The organism is Acidovorax benzenivorans, assembly GCF_028680575.1.
In the GTDB taxonomy this organism is placed as follows: domain Bacteria; phylum Pseudomonadota; class Gammaproteobacteria; order Burkholderiales; family Burkholderiaceae_C; genus Acidovorax; species Acidovorax benzenivorans.
Genome location: NZ_JAPCKI010000006.1, coordinates 1 through 19,661, shown reverse-complemented (window position 1 = coordinate 19,661; position 19,661 = coordinate 1). Strand labels below are relative to the sequence as shown.

Sequence of the window (19,661 nt, the reverse complement as noted above, 5' to 3'; positions counted from 1 at the left end):
CATGAAGAAACTGAACAAAGTGGCGATGTTGTTTGCCTCTGCAGCGCTCGCAACCGCCGCTGGCGCACAAACCGTTGATAACTGGAAAAACGCTTCTGGCATCGTCTGGAAGAACGGTACCAACGAATACTGCTGGCGCGATGCCAACTGGACGCCTGCTACGGCTGCTGCTGGCTGTGATGGCGCTATCGCTGCTGCTGCACCTGCTGCTGCTCCTGCTGCCGCCGCTGCCCCAGCTGCCAAGCCAGCACCTGCACCAGCTCCTGCTCCCGCAGTGGCTACCAAGGTGACTTACGCTGCTGATGCGTTCTTCGACTTCGACAAGTCGGTGCTCAAGCCAGAAGGCAAGGCCAAGCTGGACGACCTGGTTTCCAAGGTCAAGGGCATTAACCTGGAAGTGATCATTGCCGTGGGTCATACCGACTCCGTGGGCTCTGATGCTTACAACCAGAAGCTGTCGGTGCGTCGTTCTGAAGCCGTGAAGGCTTATTTGGTGTCCAAGGGCATCGAAAAGAACCGCGTTTACACCGAAGGCAAGGGCGAAAAGCAACCCGTGGCTGACAACAAGACCGCCGAAGGCCGTGCGAAGAACCGTCGCGTGGAAATCGAAGTGGTCGGAACCCGCGCTTCCAAGTAATCTTCGGATTGCTTCACAAAAAAGCCCCGCTCGCGGGGCTTTTTTGCGTCTGGAGATTTTCGTGCCCTACCTTCATGGACAATTGGTGACATGAGCGAAACCGTCAATGCAGATCCGGCCGAACTGGCCAAGTTTTCAGAGCTGGCCCATCGGTGGTGGGACCCAGATAGTGAATTCCGCCCTTTGCACCAGATCAACCCGCTGCGGCTTGACTGGATTCATGGATTGACTGCCTTGGCTGGCAAACGTGTTTTGGATGTGGGCTGTGGCGGCGGCATTCTGGCCGACTCCATGGCGCGCAAGGGTGCGGATGTGCTTGGTATCGATCTGGCAACCAAGGCGCTGCGCGTGGCGCAGTTGCATGCCCTGGAGGCTGAAACTCAAAACGTGCAGTACCGTGAAATCAGCGCTGAGGCGATGGCCCTGGAGCAACCTGCTGGTTTTGACGTGGTGACCTGCATGGAAATGCTGGAGCATGTGCCCGATCCCGCCTCGGTGGTTCGCGCTTGCGCCACGCTGGTCAAACCCGGTGGCTGGGTTTTCTTCTCTACCATCAACCGCAATGCCAAGGCGTTTCTGTTGGCCATCGTAGGCGCGGAGTATGTGCTCAACATGCTGCCACGCGGAACCCATGAGTACGCCAAGATGATTCGCCCCAGTGAGCTGGCCGGGCACTGCCGCAGCGCGGACTTGGACGTTTTGCACACCAGGGGGCTGGAGTACAACCCGCTGACGCGTCGCTATTGGCTTAGCGCCAACACCAGCGTCAATTACCTGTTTGCCGCGCGTCGCTTGGGCTGATATGGGTACCGTTTTTTATGGCATTCGCGCAGTCCTGTTTGATCTGGATGGGACCCTGATCGACAGCGCCCCGGATTTGGGTGCTGCTGCGGACAAGATGCGCATCGACCGAGGCCTGCCTTCGTTGCCCTTGGCTCGATATCGCCCGATGGCGGGTGCCGGAGCCCGCGGCATGCTGGCAGAGGCTTTTGGCATGGGGCCGGATCACCCGGACTTTGCCGTCATGCGCGAAGAGTTTTTTGTGAACTACGAATCCCGCATGACGGCACAGACCACCATCTTCGAAGGCGTGCCCGAATTGGTCCATCAGATTCTTGGGCGGAACATGGCGTGGGGGGTGGTGACCAATAAATCAGCCCGCTTTACCGAACCCCTGACTCAGACCATTCCATTATTTGCCACTGCTTCGGCCGTGGTCAGTGGCGACACCACGCCGCACGCCAAGCCCCACCCCGCACCTTTGTTGGAGGCGGCCGCGCGTTTGCGTGTGCCACCGGAGCAGTGCATCTACGTAGGCGATGACGAACGGGACATTGTGGCGGGTCTGGCAGCAGGTATGGGCACAGTGGCCGCCACCTACGGCTACTTGGGGGCCAAGACCGATCCGGCGGAGTGGGGGGCGCACGCCGCAATTAAATCTCCCAGCGAGCTCTTGCAATTGCTCGCGAGCGCCTAAAATAGAAAACCTAGGGGCTGTCCTGGTTTCGACGTGGGTTCGGGATCAGTGTGGTGCATGTCGAGCTTGAGTCACGCTCGTAAATCTCGATTTAACAAACTAACTGCAAACGACGAACGTTTCGCACTCGCTGCTTAATTGCCAGTGAGCCTTGCAACAGTTGGCCGATGGGCTGGGCAAGGGGGTTCTGAGCAATCAGTGCCTCCCGGCTGCAAGGATAATTACATGGGCTGGCTTCTATCCGGGTACCTTGGATGGGAGCGAGAAAATAGGGTGCTGGCGGCTCATGTAGCGTGCGACTGCGCGACATGAGTAGCGAGATCCAAATCAGACCGCTAAACATGTAGATCTGCCTGACGAAGGCTTGCGGACGCGGGTTCAATTCCCGCCAGCTCCACCATTACGACGTCCAAGGGCGTTCACCAACATCCGGTGAACGCCCTTTTTCTTTGGTAAATCAATGGGTTACGGTGCGGAGACGTCCGGAGCAGTCTGCTGGCAGCCAGGCTGAGGCGGGGGAACAGACGGGGGAACAGAATCCGAAAAGGGTAGACTGGCGGCGTTTGTTCCCCCGTTTCAGAGGGGAAAACCGAGCTAAACCGCTGGAGGTGTTCCCCCATGTTGACCGACGCACAGTGCCGCAACGCCGTCTGTTCCCCCGCATCGAAGCGGGAGCGTTTATCGGACTCGGGAGGCTTGTACCTGGAAGTCGCTCCCGGGGGATCGAGGCGCTGGTTCTGGAAGTATCGGCATGAGGGCAAGGAAGGGCGCATGGCTCTGGGCAGCTATCCCTCGGTCAGCCTGACGGCGGCTCGCAAGGCTCGTGATACCGCCAGGCTGCAGAAATCGACAGGAATTAATCCTGTGCACGCAAGAAAGGTGGAAAGGCTGAAGGCTTCTGCCAGCGCTGGAGATACCTTCAAGGCTGTCGCTCTGGAGTGGTACGAAAAACAGAAGCCTCTATGGAGTGATTCTCATGCTGAGCGCTCGCTGCGCCAGTTCGAACGTGATCTCTTTCCGTGGCTAGGGGGGCGTCGCCTAGCTGAGATTGAGCCGGTGGAACTGCTGGCAACCCTGCGTAAGGTGGAAGAGCGCGGGGCTGTAGAGACGGCCGATCGTGGGCTGATGTTGGCTCGCCAGGTCTGGCGTTATGGCGTCGCGACAGGCAGGGTAGGGCGGGACATCACGGGAGACCTTAAAGGCGCGTTGTCTCCGTATCGCGGCAAGCACTTTGCCGCTATCACCGAGCCAGTCAAGCTGGCTGAGCTGTTGCGGGCCATCCAAGCTTACAAGGGCGGGCCTATTGTGCGGGCAGCATTGCAATTGGCGCCCTTGCTGTTTCAGCGACCTGGTGAATTGCGTGGTGCAGCTTGGGCTGAAGTGGACTTGGATGCTGCCCTCTGGACGATTCCGGCTGCGCGGATGAAGCGGGGCAAGGATGGGAAGGAAAATGGGGATCCACATCTGGTGCCTCTTTCAACCCAGGCTGTGAAAGTGTTGCGGGAGCTGTATCCGTTGACGGGCCACAGCGCCTTGGTGTTTCCCGGGGAGCGCAACCACAGTCGGCCTATTTCAGAGAACTCAGTGCGAACCGCGCTCATCACGATGGGCTATACGCCGGAGATCCAAACATGGCATGGATTTCGCGCCACGGCGCGAACAATGCTGGCGGAGCGATTGGATGCCGACCCGCTGGTGATTGAGGCGCAACTGGCTCACGCCGTGAAGGACGCCAATGGGCGCGCTTACAACAGGACCCAGTATCTGGCTCATCGAACGAAGATGATGCAACGGTGGGCTGACTATCTGGACAGCCTGAGAGAAGACAAAGCAGCAGCAGGCAAGATGACTTCCAAAACTCTTGGCAATGCAAATACCTGATCTGCCGTTTCGCTGGGCTTGGTCACTGCGGTGGTTTGCCATGAATCGATGGCAGTTTCTCTCCAACTGATGTTGAGACCCTGTCGGCAAAGCGTGTGAGCTTGGCGGTGTGAACGGCCGTTCTGTAGCGATCTCGGTCAGACGGCGCCGCGCGTCAGGCGATCGGTCCTTGTCGCATTCCGGTCATCCAGGCGGCAGCCGGACCGAGCTCTGCTCGACCGGTCTAACGCGTAGGCCGGTCGTTTGATGATGTTGCCCGCGCCGTTGACGTCCGAGTGACCGCTATCGCAACGACCATCGACAACGCGCTGGTCAAGCAGCGACCGTCTGACTAAAACCAATCGGCCTATGTGAGTCACGGGGCACTTCAGTCAGAGCGAAGCCACAAGGCCGTCATTTGGTACGCAGCCATTGCATGGCCCAGCCCGATGTGCATAGTATCGTGCGCGGAACGGATGCGATCCCGAGGCGGGATGATCTAACCCAAGCACAGGTTTCTTGTTGCTACATCCACTTTCTGACAAGATGCTATAGCGCGCAAGTTGTGCGATTGTATGCAGGCGCGCAATTTTGGAGGACTCTGCATGCCTAAGTTCGGAACTCACATTCTGATTGCCGAAATCGCTGCGAAACGTCGCCCGGAGCTGTTTGAGTCGCCCGACGTTGGAAATTCTTTTCGACTGGGCGCGGTTGGTCCGGACCTGACTCTCTTCCTGTTCGATCCTTTTTTTACGGACAGAGGGGTGAAGGATGGTTTCAACGAAGCAATTCACGTATTCTCTGAAATCAGGAGCATAAAGAAAACGCTGAATGAGTTGGCAGATGATCTCAGTAAACCGATCGATGATGCTGCTGATTGGGTTACTGGCGGTTTGTACCCCGCTATCAAATCGGTAACCGAGACCGCTATTGAGGCCGCCATCCTCGCACTGAAGCTCGGTTTGGCCACAAGTGCCTCACCCATCAATATTAAAAATCCGCTAGCTGAACTTTATGCAAAGGGACTGATCAATCCGGCGCTGTTGCTGGACCCCAAATATTTGTCCAAGGACTTCTTGGTTGAGGCGACCGATAACTCTGGCTTCCCGTTTAGACACTTTGGGCATCCATTCACAGACGATTCCCCTTGGTCAGGCAATCCCGCTGACAATGTTGCCAGTTACAGCAAGTGGTGGTGGATGGATCTGCTCCACTATCGCCACACTGGCACCTTCGCAAAGAACATGTTGGGGGCCGCAAAGGATCCTTTGACGCGGGCCTACGCGAAGGGCTACCTGAGCCATGTCGCTGGCGATATTTGCGGACACCCGTTTGTCAACTCGCTAGTGGATGGACCATTCAGGAACCACGCATACCGCCACCTCGTGCTTGAAGGCCTAGCCGATACGTGGCTATGGGATCAGCAAGGACGCGGCGACATCGTTGTCTCCAAACTGCATGACCGACTGGCGCTGTCACCATCTGACTTGGACAAGGTGTCGGGCTTTCTAATTGATGCACTCAGAAAGACCTATCGGCCACCGATGGTGCCCAACCAAATTCCCGGCAATGGTGGCTACCCGAGCAAATTTGACCTCCGCGCTGCATATGAGGCCATGCAGTTGTACTTGGACATGTCTACTTCAGACGGGCTAGTGCGCCCGACGCCGCCACCTGATGATCCAGGGGAATTACTCGACGAGCTGCAGACGCTGTTGTCTAGGAACACCCCTTCCAATCCACCATCTTTTAACCCAAACAATCCCATTGACTACTTGGCGGCACTCATCGGGTGGTTCCTGAAAGGTGTTGTCTACATCGCCATGCTTGCCACACTGCCTGTAGCAGTGATGGCTCGCCTCGTGAACTTGGCGCCACGATGGGCGCTTTATGTAATAGAGATGGCGATCTACTTCATTGTAAGCGCCATCCGCCTGATGCTCGCTCTAATGGGATATGGATACGCGTCGAGGGATGATTTCTCAAATTTCGGATTTATCGAAAGCTTGATCCGGACAAAGAACACCGACGTATACCCGATGAAGAGTACGCCGAAGCCTAAGCCTCCGTACTACTGGCTCGTTACGCCGAGGAAATTGGGAGCGCCTAGGGAGCCTAATTCAACCTTTGTGGGGCCGATCCCGAGTGGCTCAACGCCTTACTGGATGATTGATTCTCAGAACACCATGCATCCTGACTTATTTTTCCTACAGGAACTGATGAGCGCCCCAACGCCAAAAGACACGGAAAGTATTTTGGCCTATTTGCAGCGCAAGAACGGATTCGGAAATGCTGTTGACTTCTACTTGGCACTATTGGAGGAAAGGCTCCCGATCCCGGATCTTGACCTCGATGGTGATCGTGGCTATGCGTCTAGGCCATGGACTGAACTCCCGCCCAATGAAAGGTATGTGTAGGAATACCACTCCTCTGAAACATAAAGGTGTCTATCATTGGTTGTGCATGCAGCGTATGAGGGTTAATGTATGAGCGTCAATCGTCAAAAATTTGATAAAGGCTCGTTCGCCACCGGTTCCACATCCGCGCAATCAGTGGGAACCGAGTCAAGAGAGAATTTGAAAAATCTGACTTCTGCAAGCGAAGGTCTACCTGTACAAGTAAATCAAGATAATCCACTCCCGCAACCATTCCTTTTGCTAAAAGTCAATATGGAGGAAGGCTCCGATATTGCTAAAAGGCGCAGCTTTCCGGAGTTTTCTAAGCGTGAACCAGTCTGCTTGGAGTGGAGAAACGTCGTCAACCCGGCTAGTACGAGTTTCATTTCATTGACCGTGACCAATTTGGGGCAAGTAGCAAGTGACGCTGTTCGAATCCACTACCAATTCGTGTACTGCACCTACCGTGATCATGCCCGAGATCAAGGGTTCACCATCGATCATGCGTTTGAAGCGAAGTCAGATGAGAAGTCCTTCTTTGTCGACTTCGTGCCGGCCAGTAGTAATCGTGTTTTTTTGATCCCATATCCAATAGACACAACGAGTTTTCCTGAACTGAAGAACTTGTATTTCCGTGCAAGGGTATCAACGCTATGGGAGGCTAAAGTGCCAATCGAGAACTGGGACTTCGCCACGGACCCAAAGGTCACTGAGGCGACGAAGGTTTTTCCATAGAACATTGCAGTTAAAAAGGCTTTTACTTGCCAACCGGTGCTGCAAGCCATTTCCAGGAGAAACCAGTGTCCAGAATATTCCGCACTATCCAGTTCATCCAGTAGGTTTCGCGGGATACATCAAGTTGGGTGTCGCAATGACACTCCTAGACAACGCTGTATCCGCCATCCGCCTTGGTGTGCAAGATTTCTAGTCCACCGAGAGCGTGCGACTGGTCTGCTGTCCGGAACTTTACGATGGGTGTGCTGCTGCTCTTCAAGGAAAAGCTTCGCCAGCTATTACCTCCTGACTCTGATGAGGGGCTTCGCAAAGAGGGGTTGAGAACCGTCCACCGTCCAAACGGAGAACTGGCGTTTAAAGAGGGCGGTCAGAAAACTGTCGACGTTCAGCAGATTAAGGAACGATTCGAGGCGCTTGACGTTTCAGTTGACTGGAGGCGGTTCGAGCAACTTGCAAAATTCCCAAATGATCTGGAGCACTATGAATCGCCTACATGGTCCGCCCAAGGAGAACAAGCGTTTACGTTGTGATGGTCTGAAGGGGTTTGCTGCCTTACATCCGGGCTGTTGGCGCAGTGGTTGCTGCTGCCCATGATGGCTATTCGCGGCTGGGGTTCCTATCTCCGGGATGTACTCAAGGTACTGGCGATTCATCGGAATTTCCCAACCCGGTTTGACCGTCATTCCATCAATACGCTTTGTGCAGGTTCTCCTTCAAATCGGTGTCGTCGGTCTGAGGCGCTCCGCGCTGACGGATCAGGCAGTCACCGTCTCAAGCGGATTCCAACGGGTGCGATCGAAGGCCATACCCCTGGCTAGAACCGCCCACGCGGTGCGCGCCATCTTGTTGGCCAACGCCACCACCACGACGTTGTAATGTCGCCGCTGCAGCAACCGTTCAATCCAGTCAGATTTTCCGGATCGGGCAATCACGGCCCTGGCGCCGGCGATCAACAAGGTTCGCAAGTAGGTGTCTCCGCGCTTGGAGATGCCCAACTGCTGCGTCTTCCCCCCAGTGCCTACGTGACGAGGTACCAACCCTACCCATGAGGCGAACTGCCGCGCGGATTTGAATGTGCAGAAGTCCCCGACCGCCGCCACCAGCGCCGAGGCTGTCAGGTCTCCGACACCAGGAATCTGCTGAATGGCCTGCATCTGCCGGTCCTCTCGGATCATGGCGCCCAGCCGCTGGCCAATCTGGTCGATGTCATCTTGCAATCCATCGATGCGTTTGAGCTGTTCCTGGATGCAGATGACCAGATCGGCAGGCAGGTGACCACTCTCCTGGGCCTCGGCGATTTCGGTCTGTATCGTCTTGAGCAATTGGTTGTGCCCTATGGGCATGGCAATACCGAACTCGGCCAGGATGCCTCGCAGGGCATTGGTTTGCATGATGCGCATCTTCATCATCTGACGGCGCATGCCGTGCAGTGCCAGACAAGCTTGCTGGCGCTCCGATTTCACGGGTACCGGCAAGATGTGCGGCTGTTGTGCCGCCACCCAGATTGCCTGTGCATCCATCGCATCGGTCTTGTCGCGGAGCAAGAAGGCTTTGACATGCTGGGCAGGCAACAGCTTGACCTCATGTCCCAGCGCCTGGATCGTCCTGGCCCAGTAATGCGATGACCCACAAGCTTCCATCGCCACCAGGCTGCGGTTGCATTTGGCGAAGAATTCCGTGAGTTTGGCGCGTTTGATTTGGCGTCGCTGGATCTCGCCCGACTCCACATCAACGATGTGCAGTTGGAACACCGACTTTGCCAAGTCCAGACCAATGACGGGCAGATTCAGAGTCGATTGCATGGTGGCCTCCAGGATCAGTGGTTGCGAGAGCTGCCACTCTGGCACTTTGCAGCTGAACTTGCGACATCTACCCCGGCTTTACGGGATGACGACCACACGTCAGCAGCAGTGGCAGAGGTGGACGGACCATGCCATCTCCGGGGCGAATTCACCACAGAGCGGTCGGCTAGTCGGGCCAGATAGGGCGAAGTCGCAGGTACCGACCGCGGCCAGTTGCAGTCAGTCACCAATGGAAGTCCGGATGAGGCTGGAGCCAGCCCCCAACCGTTGGACCTCCAACTTAAAAATTCGACCCACTGTGGAAAGAGAGACCACCGAATTCCGCCTGATAGCCGACGTTAGCTGTCCCTTTACGTGAAATGTTCTCGGGATGTTTGAGGAGAACTTGGCCCGCGTAATGGGCAGCAACTAAACGTGCATACCGTGGAGGGTGCGTATACCTGCGACAGATGGGCCTCAATCCTCCTAACCGGCCATGGACATCTCTGCTCTGATGTGCACCTATAGTTGATAGTGGTCTAGCACTGAGAGACAGATCTGCTGATGTCGAATCCTACTACTGCAAGGGACACTAGAAGTGAGTAATGAATACCCAGTGCGCGCCGAGACGCACGTCTCGGAGACGGAATCCCTCACCATTTTGAGACAAGCACTTCCAAGCCTTTGGGTGATACGCGAGGTAAGCGAGCGCGATTACGGCCTTGACGTGTATGTAGAAATAGTCGGGGACGACAGGATGATGCGGGGCAATCTAGTTGCCATTCAGCTCAAAAGCAAAGCGTGGGTGAAATTTTCGACTTCGGAACCAAAGCGCTCGACATTTCACAAGGTTGAACGCGCAACCCTCAATTACTGGCTAGGTATGCCTGTGCCGGTCTTTCTTTGTTTGGTGTGCCTGAAAACAAAGCAGTGCTTCTGGGTGAACGTGAAAAAACAACACCGCGAAGGAGTTTATTCATTGTGTAGGACAGCTAGGGATTCAGAGGAGGTACTTGGCGACGGGCAGGAAGATGGCAAAAATCAAGAGGGAAAAAATAAATCCTGCGCTAGAAATCCTGTGATCAGGCTTCTAGAAAAAAATCATTTAAATTCCATTCCAACGGACTTTTTGACATCATACTTTACAGAGCGTGAATGGCCTCGTGTAGAAGCAGCCATTGAAAGAGGATTAACGTCTTTCACATCTCTGGGGCCGCTGGTGCTAATGTGTGAACGCAAGGATGAAAATTCGCAGTGCACAACTACCTTGCAATACTTAGTAGACGGGCACTTCGAAATATTTAGGACACTGTCGGAGCACCTCCTAGGGAAATCCCAAGCTGATCATGCTTACTGGTATCAGGAAAACACTAAGCATGCGGAGACGAGAGGGCTGGCGAAATCTTACACTTTCTACTTTAGGACAGTGCATAAAATTTTCAGGCAGATACTCTTGGAATACCGAAAGTGCTTGATCGTTGCATACGACATGGTGACCAAGACGCACAGCGAATACTTTGACCAGCGGTTCCCATTCTTGCGATCACACCTAGAGTGCCGGCCGTTGACGTTTCTTGCGGATGATTGGTATGCTCGATATTTTTTTGATGAATACGAGGGCGAAACGAAGCATCCGGAAAAATTATTTTTTGAAGACTTTGATGAATACGATTGGGCTTTGAACGATATTGGGCGTAGTTAAACACCCTCCGAATTTCTTGGACCGAATCGCTCAGTTCCTTGACGAGTTGAAAGAGGATTTGGCTGATCCCACATTGGTGTATCCGCTGGCGAATGAAAGGCGGGCGGAACGCATGAATATGCAGCGCCGTTTCCTCTCGAAAAAACTGCAGGAAGGCAGAGCGCTGGCCGGGAACCCCAGGGAGATCGATCCGTTGCGGTCCGCGTGTTGTACTGTACGAAGGTTCCACGAGTCATTCTGGATATCAAGGCCAGAGAGCCGGTGCCGGTTGTTGAACCTGGAGGCCCCGGGGCGCCCTTTCGGGCGAATACGGACTCACAGCCCAAGCTGCCAATGGCGAGTAAGACGGCCGAGACGGCCTATTTGGTGTCCACGCAGGCTAAAGGCCCTCTTTAACCGAGTGAGTTGGAGGGAAGAAAGTCCGCGCCATCGACCCAAAGTTGTTGTGGGGTCCGTTGCACTCTGCCAGTGACTGCGTCCATTGCGACGCTGTCATTCGAACCGTGGGTGCGACTGACAGCAGTCAGCCTGAAGGTGACGGCTGAGGTCAATGGGCGCCCAATCAATTGCGATTCCCAACCCAGAAATCAGACCGACCATATTGTTGACGGGGAAGCGCTTGAAATCGGCTACCGTGTGGGGTCAAACAATCCTGCATAGCAATCTGGATGAGTAACAGCCCCACCACAGAGACCCGCGTTGCGGTGCTGGTCGACTGCGACAACGTCTCGCCTGAAATCCTTGAACATGCGCTGCGCATGGTGGCCCAGTTTGGCCGCGTCGTGCTGCGTCGCGGCTATGGCAACCAGGCCACGCTGGCGAACAAATGGCAGGAGGCCTTGGTACGCCTGGCGTTCACTCCGTGCCTGCAGTACCAGTATGCGGCCGGCAAGAACACCGCTGACATCGCCCTTGCGCTGGACGCGTTGGAAGCGCTCTTCGATGCAAGGGCGGACACCTTCTGCCTGGTCACCAGCGATTCCGATTTTGCCTACCTGTGCCGCAAGCTGCGAGAGCGTGGAGCGACGGTGTGCATCGTCGGTGAGCCCAAGACGCCCGATGCGTTGCGCAATGCCAGCGACCAGTTCTTCGAATGGGTCCGTCCCGCACCGCCGGCCGAGCAGGTCCTCGACACTGTTCAAAAGCCCGCGGCGAAACCAGAGCCGCCCCACGCCGATCAGGCCAGGCAGGAGCCTTCCAAGCCTGCGGTCAAGCGCAGGCCACGCTTCCTTGTGGAAGCCGTGGCGCTTCTTGCCAGCGACACCTCGGAGGGCAAGGTGGGTCTTGGCGCCCTCGGCCAATACCTCAAGCGCACCGATCCGGCCTTCTCTCCACAGACTTACGGGCACTCCGGATTGTTGAACATGGTCAAGACGTACGACCTGCTGGCGCCCCAGCAGGAGCCGGGAGGGCATTGGTCGGTGAGTCTGCAGCCCAAGACGGAGAGCGCGCTGGAGACGGACGCACCGCGCGTGTAGGGCTCTGGTCCGGGTCAGCGCTGGTGCGTTCTTTCGTGTCGTACCCGAGGAGGTGTTGGTGAAGCGTTCAGAACTTTATGGGCTGGTCTGGAAAACGCCGCTCCGGCATCTGGGACCTCAATTAGGCCTGTCGGACGTCGGCCTGTCCAAACTCTGCCGCAGGTACAACATTCCTGTGCCGCCTGTCGGCTTCTGGACCCGCCATGCGGCTGGAAAGCCGAGTCTCCCCACACCATTGCCGCAGGCAGATGAGGATGCCGTGATTCGTTTGCCGGAAGAGGGGATGACCGCGGCACGGTCGGCTGATGCCACGAGGTTCCAGCAAGTCCGGCAAACTTTCTCCCGCGCGAAAGACGGCATCGCCGTGTCGCCCATCGAAATACCAACCTCACTCGACAACTGCCATCCCCTGGTGGCCAGGACGGCCCGCTTTTTCCGGTCCATCGAGCGCGAGGAACAGAAGCGGGCGCGGGACAGGGAACGTGCTGCGGGTCAGGGGAGGCCCTTCTTCGGCGGCATCACAGGACACCATATGTCGATGGGACGGTACATCACCGACGGAGGCTGCCTGCGCATCACCGCCACGACGGCCAACATTGACTGGATCCTCCGTTTCCACGAGGCGCTGCTTCGTGGACTCATCGCGGGAGGTTGTCAGATCGTTGCCAGCGGCAAGGGTTCCCGTAACACGGTCGATATCCGCAGGGCAGGAGGCTCGATTCGCCTGAACTTCGCCGAACAGGCGGAAAAAATCATCAAGCCCCCGCGCAAGGGCGTCTTCTATGAGCCTGCGGAGTACAGGGCCCTTGATGCCTACAAGCTGAAGCTGGAGCGAGACTGGAGCGCCATTGCCCGCCAGTGGACGGGGACCCGGGAGCAGATGGAGCAACGACTCCCCGAGATCACGCAGGCCCTGATCGCATTTCCTGAGGCGGAAGCGCTTCGCTCGAAGCTGGTGGCCGAGGAAGCAGCCATGCGGGCGAAGGTGCGGCAGGAAGCCGATCTCGCACGTCAAATCGCGGCCGCCGCCGAAGAGGCACGCGCCAAGCGCCGGGAAGCCCGGGCATCCCAGCTACAGCGCGCGCTTGCTGTTGGGGAGGCATTTGGAGACTATCACCGTGTCCTGGACATGCTGTCCCGCCTGGAGGTGATTGCAGGCAACAAGTCAGAGGACGAGGCCCTGCATACATGGATCGCTCTGGTGCGAGACAGTCTCAAGGATCCCGTGCATGGGCTTGCCGACGCGTTGCGGGCCGAAGGCGCAGCGCTGGATCGGCCGCTGTGGTGGCCCGAGTGAGGCTTTCTGGGGTTTGCCTTGTGCACCCCTGCGGAACGGATCAGGGTCCAGTGCTTTTCTGTACGAGATGACCTGAGGTCGTGCATGCGTCTGCTCCGGCGCCTAGTTGCAAGCTCTGGTGGGGGTTGCTCTCTGGCCATGGAGACGGGCCTCTGCGAAGTCTGCTCCTATCGAGCCCGATGATTGACCGGCCGCTCTTGACTGCTCTGGCCTTTTTCTGATGATATGAGGATGCAGTGGTTCAAGGCACTCGGCGCTGCTCAGTCCTTACGGTAGCTCTCCAAGCACGCGCACCTCTTTGAGCGAGTGCTGCGTCTCGGCTTGGGTATTGCCAAACCGCCTGCGCACTTCGCGTTCTAGCTCGTGCGCCATGCCGCGTGCTTCCTTCTCTCCGCGCAGCGCCCGCAGTCGCCACTCACGTGCTTGGGCAATCAGCTCATCGTCATGCAATTCTTGGATTTCCATGGCAGATGTCATTGTGCTCAGGTGAAGGAGGGCCGCAGTTTGTGGGGGTATGACGTCTTGCACTGAAAGAGGACGCTTGGCTTGTTCGTCGCCGGCCTGTGGACCGGGTCGGCCGCGCTGTCGTGCCTTGCATCGAGCCACCCCTGGCGTCTCGCCCCTTCGGGCTTCCATCGTCCCCTCTCCTTGCTCGGCTGACGCCTTCGGCCCGGCTCGTTGAGCCAGGCCTGCGCGCTGCGCTTGCCTTCAGGGGATCGGCTTTATAGCCCATCCCCGCCGCACTGCGCTTGGCGCCCCTGTGATACCGCCGAACCGGTCGCGCCGGATCGGCCTTCGCGCCTTTGGCGCTGCGCGCTCTCGCTTGCGTGGGGTCGGCGTGCATGGCGGGGCCGTGCCTGTTCAGCCGTCTTTCCTTCCCTCATCACCTTTTTCGCGACCGTAGCCCGCGCCGGGGTGCCGTCAAGGTGCGCCAGGCCGTGTCCTCGCCTTCGGCTGCGGGCCGCACCACTCCTGGCGCTTCTTCCTTGACGGCACCCCGGCGCGCGCTCCTTTGGCCGCGGGCGATGAACTCAGGAAAGACGGTGGCAACGAGGCCAACCGGGTTCCTCGTGCCGACCCCACCGGAAGCCCGAAGAGGGCTCTGAATCTAGGAATCCGGTGAGGCTTGTTCAACAGCCAACTTCGTCAGGAGAAATCACCATGCAACTCGCATCCCGTTTCGCGCCGCAATCACCGGTGCTGCGTTCCGAGCATCCTTTGTCGGACGACCAGATCAGGGCCGTGGCCCCGTCCATCTTTGCGCAGGCCCCGCACGGCAGCCGGTCCGAGCGCTACAGCTACATCCCCACGGCGACCGTGCTGCAGAAGCTGAGAGGGGAGGGCTTCCAACCCTTCATGGTCTGCCAGACCCGTGTGCGCCAGGAGGGGCGGCGCGACTTCACCAAGCACATGATCCGGCTGCGCCATGCCAGCCAGATCAATGGCCGCGAGGCCAACGAAATCATCCTGCTCAACTCCCATGACGGGACCAGCAGCTACCAGATGCTGGCGGGCATGTTCCGCTTCGTCTGCCAAAACGGACTGGTGTGCGGCGATACCGTGGCCGATGTGCGCGTGCCCCACAAGGGCGATGTGGCCGGGCAGGTCATTGAGGGCGCGTATGAAGTCCAGAATGGCTTTGGTCAGGCCCAGCAATCCCGCGAATCCATGCAGGCGATCACCCTGGACGCCGGGGAGTCGGAGGTGTTTGCCCGCGCCGCGCTGACCCTCAAGTACGACGACCCGGCCAAGCCTGCACCCATCACGGAAACACAAATCCTGATGCCGCGCCGCACGGACGACGACCGCCGCGACTTGTGGAGCGTGTTCAACCGCACCCAAGAAAACCTCATCAAGGGCGGCCTGCGCGCCCGCGCCGCCAACGGGCGCCGCCAGAGCACCCGGCCCGTGCAGGGTATTGACCAGAACCTGCGCCTGAACCGCGCCCTGTGGCTGCTGGCCGATGGCATGCGCCAGCTCAAGGCCTGAGCTTCGTTCGGAGGGGCGCAGCCCCTCCTGCCATTCCTTGTTTTTCTCGCTTTCCTTTTGTCTCTTTCCCTTTCTTTGACCGATAGGAGCTTCATCATGAACACCGCTACCTTTCAAGAAACCCACGCCATCACCACGGGCAGCACCGCCGCCGCCATGTCGGTGTCGCAGGAACTGCTGCTGATCCCGTTGTCCAGGCTGCGGCCCTCCAGCCGCAACGTGCGCAAGAGCGGCGGCACGTCGATTCCCGAACTCGCATCGAGCATCGCCCGTGTGGGCCTGCTGCAAAACCTCACCGTGGTGGCTGCGCCCGATGGCGAGCATTACGAGGTGGTGGCCGGGCGGCGGCGCCTCGCAGCGCTCAAGCTGCTGGTCAAGCGCCGCAAGCTGGCGAAAGAGCGTGAGGTCTATTGCCTGCTGGTGCAGGACGATGCAGCGCGCACCGTGAGCCTGACCGAAAACGTCCAGCGCGAGGCCATGTCTCCCATTGAAGAACTGTTTGCATGGAAAGATTTGGTGGCTGAAGGCCGACCGGTGGAGGACATTGCTGCAGATTTCGGTGTGACGCCGTTGGTGGTTCAGCGGCGCTTGAAGCTTGCCAATGTCTCGCCCCGCCTGCTGGCGGACTTCGGAACGCAGGCTGTGACGCTGGAGCAGTTGATGGCGCTGGCCATCACCGACGACCATGCGGCGCAGGAGGCAGCTTTCTACGAATCACCCCAATGGCAGCGCAGCCCGGACGCGTTGCGCGACCACCTGACCAGTGAAGAAATCGATGCCAGCCGCGATGCGGTGGTGCGATGTGTCGGACTGGAGTCCTACGAACAGGCGGGCGGCGGCGTGCGCCGCGACCTGTTTGCGGATGAACACAATGGCATCTTCCTGACCGATGGGGCGCTGCTGGAGGCGCTGGCGCGAGACAAGCTCGCTCCACTGGCCGAGCAGGTGCACGCCGAAGGCTGGGCCTGGGTGGATGTGGCGCCGCGTGCCACCGCATCTGACCTCTACCAGTTCCAGCGGGCGCGCAGCACACGCCGGGAGCCCACCAAGACCGAGGCCAAACGCATCGCCAAGCTGGAAGACCAGCAGGCGAAATTGCAGGAGCAACTGGACGACGAGAATGAGGACATGACCGACGAGCAGGCGCAGGCGCTGCACGACGCCATGGACGCACTCGGCAATGAGCTGGAGGCCGTGGAACGCCAACTGGTCGAATACCCGCCCGCCGTGGTGGCGCTGGCCGGTGCCGTGGTGTCGGTCGATCACATGGGCGGGGTGGTGGTGCACCGTGGCCTCCTGCGCGAGGAACAGGCCAAGGTCCTGCGGGATAAGGCGCGGCAGGAAGAGGGCGGGGCGGGCGGCAACCCGGATACCGACACCGACGAGCCTGCTAAGTCAGGAATCTCGGAGAAGCTGGCCAAGCGCCTCAGCGCGCACCGCACGGCAGCGCTGCAGGCCGAGGTGGCTCGGCATCCCCACGTTGCACTGGTCGCCCTGGTGCATCGCCTTGCGCTGAGGGTGATCGTGGGGAGCTACGGGGTGGGAGACTCGGCAGTCAATATTTCTGCGACACCACAGGATGGGCTTGGACTGCATGCGCCCGACATGGCCGATGCCCCCGCAGCCGTGGGCATGCTCAAGGTGCGGGAGGCCTGGGTCCATCGCCTGCCCAGCGACTCGGACGCGCTGTTCGCGGAACTGCTGGCGTTCCCGCAGCAGGAGCTGCTGTCCTTGCTGGCGGTGTGTGTGGCTTCCACGGTCAGCGCGCTGGCTTCGCAGGAAGGAGAAGTCCCCGCCACTGCGCTGGCGCATGCCGTGAACCTCGACATGCACGATTGGTGGATCCCGACCGCCGCAGGCTACTTCGAGCATGTCTCGAAAGCCAAGGCGCTGGAAGCGGTGCAGGTGTTTGCGCCCGATCAGGTGAACCGGCTGGGCAAGCTCAGGAAGGCAGAGATTGCGAGCGAGGCCGAGCGGCTGGCTGCGGGGACGGGGTGGCTGCCGGTGATGTTCCGGGGGCAGGAAGCGGCTGTCGAAGTCGAAGCAGGGGCGGGGCGCGCGGTCGGGGGTGATGCCAATGCCTGCGCCGATGCCAGCGGCAGTGCCGATTCGGAGGTCCACGAGGACGCACACGCTGTGGCGTGAGCATGAAGCCCCGGCCAGTGGGCCGGGGCTTTTTGCATAGGCGCGACGCGCGCGGCAGGTCTGCCACGCGCGTTGGGACTTCCGGGGTACCAAGTCCGCTGCGACCAGAGCGGCGCGCTACGCCAGCACTCGCTGCGGTGGGTGAAAGGATTCTGCGGGTCACGGGAGCATCGAGCAGCGCCGATCACCCGCAATCCTGCGCTGATCTGGCTTGTGAAAACTCACCCAGACAACCCATGAACCACCAAGGCGTCAGCGAGATATTCTTTGAAGAGTCCTACACCGTACCGGCGGACCAGACGGCGAAGTCGCTCTTCGCCCGGCTGCCTCACGGCAGCGGGTATGCGGAGCGACTGATTGAATGCCTTGCCACGGGGTACCTGGTGGCAGTGATCGAATCCGTTTGCATCCGGGAGATGCAGCAGTACGTCGATGAAGCTGAAGTGGTGGTGGGCCGAACGATCCGCATCGACCACCGAGGCCCGATCCCGCCAGGGTCTTCTCTGCGGCTGCGCGGATGGCTGGAACGGATGGGGGAGCGGAGCGCGACGTTCCGTGTGCAGGCCTGCGACACGGACGAAATCGTGTGCGAGGCCACTGTCACGCTGGTGACGGTGCAGCGGACGGTCATCGAGACACGCATCGCGGCCAAGGTCGAGGCGCTTCAGCGTGTGCACCATCACATGGGAATGGCGCGATAGCCCGTGGATGCGAGCATGCGTCCGTACTGCCAGGGCGACTTCCTGACCTTCTCCCGCGGCCGTGCTCAGGACGTGCGCCGTACCTGCCGCAACGTGAATTGCCTGGTGCTTGAACGTCGGTGACGGCCGGCTTGAGTCGCGTATGGCGCTGTGCCGCAAGCGCTGCGCTACGGTGAGGCGGAGCGGCGCGGGGCCATGAACCCTTTCGGTACAGGATCACCCCCACAGCGGCCTTGTATTTGCCGTGAATCCTGGCTCCGGCACGGTGGTGCTGCACTTCGTTTGCGCCGCCTCGGGCTTCTTCGCCGCAACCGTCCGGCCCGACAAATTTCCCCTCCGCTGCGCGGATTCCTCGCGCGGCAAATTTCTCGGGCCTCCCGGTCCTTCGCTGCGCTGCGGCCCCTGTGCTTCGCTGCGGGGTGCGGCGCGCCCGACCCTCGCCCGTCGGATCACGCCAAGGCCGCGATGGGCGCGACCTGGACAAACTCGAAAGGACTTCATCATGGCCAACATCGGCACCTTCACCACACAGAACGGCAGCTACACCGGCACGGTTCGCACCCTGACGCTCAACGTCAAGGTCCGTCTCGTTCCCAGCGACAAGGCAAGCGAGAACGCTCCGGACTACCGCGTCGTCGCAGTCAATGGACTGGAGATCGGCGCAGCGTGGAAGAAACTCAGCAAGGCGGAGCGCCCCTACCTGTCCGTGACCCTGGACGATCCGTCGTTCCCTGCCACCCTCTACGCCCGCTTGGTCGAAGGCGATGATGGTGCGCACAACCTGATCTGGTCGCGCAGCAAGGGCGACTGACGTCGCCCTCGGCGCCCCGCTCAGCGGGGCGCTCTTGTCTCGTCGCGTTGGAGAGTCGCGGTGCGTGCGTTGTTTCGCCCGGTAGTGCGGAAGTACGACAAAGCGTTCATCCGTGTTTGCGGATTTGGCGCGTTGTTGGATCTGTGGGTTTGCTGCTCTGTGGGTTTCCGTGAATCCGTCGTGATGGGTTCATGGGACTGCGGTTTTGCGTCAATGTGTCTTTTGTGGCTTTACTGAGTTGTGCGTCTCCGGCCTGGCCGGAGCGCGCTGGCGTGCTGTGCACCGAGCCACCGGAGGCGTCTCGTCCTTGCGGGCTTTCATCGCTGACGCCTTCGCCCCTGCGGTGCTGCGCGCTGTGCTTACCTCCTGGGGATCGACCTGCGGCCCATCCCCGCCGCGCCGGGCTTGGCGCCCCCTCCGATACCGCCGAACCGGTTTGCCGGATCGGCAGGGAGGGCTGCGACTTCGATGACCGACTTGCTTTGCGGGCGGGGCTGGCTTACTGTTCCCTTCACCCTATCACGCCGTCGGGTAGCAGCGGCGCATTGCTGCGCCGCCGCCCCCTAAGAACCGGACGTGCGAGTCACCCCGCATCCGGCTCAAGCCATTCTTCAGCACCATGGGGTGGCACCGAACAATCTGACGGAACGTT

The 19,661-nt window shown here is 59.2% G+C and carries 16 protein-coding genes and 1 other RNA gene; 15 read left to right on the top strand and 2 right to left on the bottom strand.

Going from position 1 to position 19,661, the window contains the following annotated elements:
• Position 1: 1 nt before the first annotated feature.
• The 8 genes from ompA (at position 2) to OIN59_RS12055 (ending at position 7,635) form a co-directional block, all read left to right on the top strand.
• Positions 2–637, top strand: a complete 636-nt coding sequence (gene ompA, locus OIN59_RS12090) for an outer membrane protein OmpA (RefSeq protein ID WP_274110621.1) — start codon at positions 2–4, stop codon at positions 635–637.
• Positions 638–727: 90 nt separating this feature from the next.
• Positions 728–1,438, top strand: coding sequence for a bifunctional 2-polyprenyl-6-hydroxyphenol methylase/3-demethylubiquinol 3-O-methyltransferase UbiG (gene ubiG, locus OIN59_RS12085; RefSeq protein ID WP_274110619.1), 711 nt, complete (start codon positions 728–730; stop codon positions 1,436–1,438).
• A 1-nt stretch (position 1,439) separates the two neighbouring features.
• A complete protein-coding gene (locus OIN59_RS12080; protein WP_274111163.1) occupies positions 1,440–2,114 on the top strand; it encodes an HAD family hydrolase in 675 nt (224 codons plus the stop codon).
• Positions 2,115–2,127: 13 nt separating this feature from the next.
• Positions 2,128–2,514, top strand: a transfer-messenger RNA (tmRNA) gene (gene ssrA, locus OIN59_RS12075).
• A 218-nt stretch (positions 2,515–2,732) separates the two neighbouring features.
• On the top strand, positions 2,733–3,995 hold the full coding sequence (locus tag OIN59_RS12070; RefSeq protein WP_274110617.1) for a tyrosine-type recombinase/integrase: 1,263 nt from the start codon (positions 2,733–2,735) through the stop codon (positions 3,993–3,995).
• 584 nt (positions 3,996–4,579) lie between these two features.
• The gene (locus OIN59_RS12065) at positions 4,580–6,391 is read left to right on the top strand and encodes a hypothetical protein (RefSeq protein WP_274110615.1); all 1,812 of its coding nucleotides are present in this window, start codon (positions 4,580–4,582) and stop codon (positions 6,389–6,391) included.
• Between the two features lie 69 nt (positions 6,392–6,460).
• On the top strand, positions 6,461–7,105 hold the full coding sequence (locus tag OIN59_RS12060; protein WP_274110613.1) for a hypothetical protein: 645 nt from the start codon (positions 6,461–6,463) through the stop codon (positions 7,103–7,105).
• Positions 7,106–7,341: 236 nt separating this feature from the next.
• Positions 7,342–7,635, top strand: coding sequence for a hypothetical protein (locus OIN59_RS12055; RefSeq protein ID WP_274110611.1), 294 nt, complete (start codon positions 7,342–7,344; stop codon positions 7,633–7,635).
• A gap of 225 nt (positions 7,636–7,860) precedes the next feature.
• On the opposite strand, the gene OIN59_RS12050 is transcribed toward OIN59_RS12055, so the two are convergent.
• Positions 7,861–8,895 (bottom strand): IS110 family RNA-guided transposase, encoded by a 1,035-nt coding sequence (locus OIN59_RS12050; protein WP_274111161.1) that lies wholly within the window; start codon positions 8,893–8,895, stop codon positions 7,861–7,863.
• Positions 8,896–9,484: 589 nt separating this feature from the next.
• On the opposite strand from OIN59_RS12050, the gene OIN59_RS12045 reads away from it, so the two are divergent.
• The 3 genes from OIN59_RS12045 to OIN59_RS12035 all read left to right on the top strand — a co-directional run bounded on the left by OIN59_RS12045 (position 9,485) and on the right by OIN59_RS12035 (position 13,363).
• Positions 9,485–10,588: a DUF4365 domain-containing protein gene (locus tag OIN59_RS12045; RefSeq protein WP_274110609.1), complete on the top strand. Its 1,104-nt coding sequence runs from the start codon at positions 9,485–9,487 to the stop codon at positions 10,586–10,588.
• Between the two features lie 668 nt (positions 10,589–11,256).
• A complete protein-coding gene (locus tag OIN59_RS12040; protein ID WP_274110607.1) occupies positions 11,257–12,066 on the top strand; it encodes an NYN domain-containing protein in 810 nt (269 codons plus the stop codon).
• Between the two features lie 58 nt (positions 12,067–12,124).
• Positions 12,125–13,363 carry a hypothetical protein gene (locus OIN59_RS12035; RefSeq protein ID WP_274110605.1) on the top strand — a complete coding sequence of 413 codons (1,239 nt, stop codon included), beginning with the start codon at positions 12,125–12,127 and terminating at the stop codon, positions 13,361–13,363.
• Between the two features lie 267 nt (positions 13,364–13,630).
• Here OIN59_RS12035 and OIN59_RS12030 read toward each other — a convergent pair whose 3' ends face one another.
• Complete coding sequence (locus OIN59_RS12030) at positions 13,631–13,828, bottom strand: hypothetical protein (RefSeq protein ID WP_274110602.1); 198 nt, start codon at positions 13,826–13,828, stop codon at positions 13,631–13,633.
• Between the two features lie 696 nt (positions 13,829–14,524).
• Here OIN59_RS12030 and OIN59_RS12025 point away from each other — a divergent pair.
• The 4 genes from OIN59_RS12025 to OIN59_RS12010 all read left to right on the top strand — a co-directional run bounded on the left by OIN59_RS12025 (position 14,525) and on the right by OIN59_RS12010 (position 19,009).
• Positions 14,525–15,352 (top strand): DUF932 domain-containing protein, encoded by an 828-nt coding sequence (locus tag OIN59_RS12025; protein ID WP_274110600.1) that lies wholly within the window; start codon positions 14,525–14,527, stop codon positions 15,350–15,352.
• Positions 15,353–15,448: 96 nt separating this feature from the next.
• Complete coding sequence (locus tag OIN59_RS12020; protein ID WP_274110598.1) at positions 15,449–17,497, top strand: ParB/RepB/Spo0J family partition protein; 2,049 nt, start codon at positions 15,449–15,451, stop codon at positions 17,495–17,497.
• A gap of 236 nt (positions 17,498–17,733) precedes the next feature.
• Complete coding sequence (locus OIN59_RS12015) at positions 17,734–18,198, top strand: thioesterase family protein (protein ID WP_274110596.1); 465 nt, start codon at positions 17,734–17,736, stop codon at positions 18,196–18,198.
• A gap of 502 nt (positions 18,199–18,700) precedes the next feature.
• Entirely contained in the window at positions 18,701–19,009 is a 309-nt protein-coding gene (locus tag OIN59_RS12010) for a DUF736 domain-containing protein (RefSeq protein ID WP_274110594.1), read from the top strand.
• Positions 19,010–19,661: the final 652 nt, after the last annotated feature.

What these genes read in the sequence shown, in the direction of transcription:
- ubiG (WP_274110619.1), top strand. Translation starts at nt 728, where the DNA reads ATGAGCGAAACCGTCAATGCAGATCCGGCCGAACTGGCCAAGTTTTCA.
- OIN59_RS12025 (WP_274110600.1), top strand. Translation starts at nt 14,525, where the DNA reads ATGCAACTCGCATCCCGTTTCGCGCCGCAATCACCGGTGCTGCGTTCC.
- OIN59_RS12070 (WP_274110617.1), top strand. Translation starts at nt 2,733, where the DNA reads ATGTTGACCGACGCACAGTGCCGCAACGCCGTCTGTTCCCCCGCATCG.
- OIN59_RS12060 (WP_274110613.1), top strand. Translation starts at nt 6,461, where the DNA reads ATGAGCGTCAATCGTCAAAAATTTGATAAAGGCTCGTTCGCCACCGGT.
- OIN59_RS12055 (WP_274110611.1), top strand. Translation starts at nt 7,342, where the DNA reads ATGGGTGTGCTGCTGCTCTTCAAGGAAAAGCTTCGCCAGCTATTACCT.
- OIN59_RS12020 (WP_274110598.1), top strand. Translation starts at nt 15,449, where the DNA reads ATGAACACCGCTACCTTTCAAGAAACCCACGCCATCACCACGGGCAGC.
- OIN59_RS12040 (WP_274110607.1), top strand. Translation starts at nt 11,257, where the DNA reads ATGAGTAACAGCCCCACCACAGAGACCCGCGTTGCGGTGCTGGTCGAC.
- OIN59_RS12065 (WP_274110615.1), top strand. Translation starts at nt 4,580, where the DNA reads ATGCCTAAGTTCGGAACTCACATTCTGATTGCCGAAATCGCTGCGAAA.
- OIN59_RS12015 (WP_274110596.1), top strand. Translation starts at nt 17,734, where the DNA reads ATGAACCACCAAGGCGTCAGCGAGATATTCTTTGAAGAGTCCTACACC.
- ompA (WP_274110621.1), top strand. Translation starts at nt 2, where the DNA reads ATGAAGAAACTGAACAAAGTGGCGATGTTGTTTGCCTCTGCAGCGCTC.
- OIN59_RS12080 (WP_274111163.1), top strand. Translation starts at nt 1,440, where the DNA reads ATGGGTACCGTTTTTTATGGCATTCGCGCAGTCCTGTTTGATCTGGAT.
- OIN59_RS12010 (WP_274110594.1), top strand. Translation starts at nt 18,701, where the DNA reads ATGGCCAACATCGGCACCTTCACCACACAGAACGGCAGCTACACCGGC.
- OIN59_RS12030 (WP_274110602.1), bottom strand. Translation starts at nt 13,828, where the DNA reads ATGGAAATCCAAGAATTGCATGACGATGAGCTGATTGCCCAAGCACGT.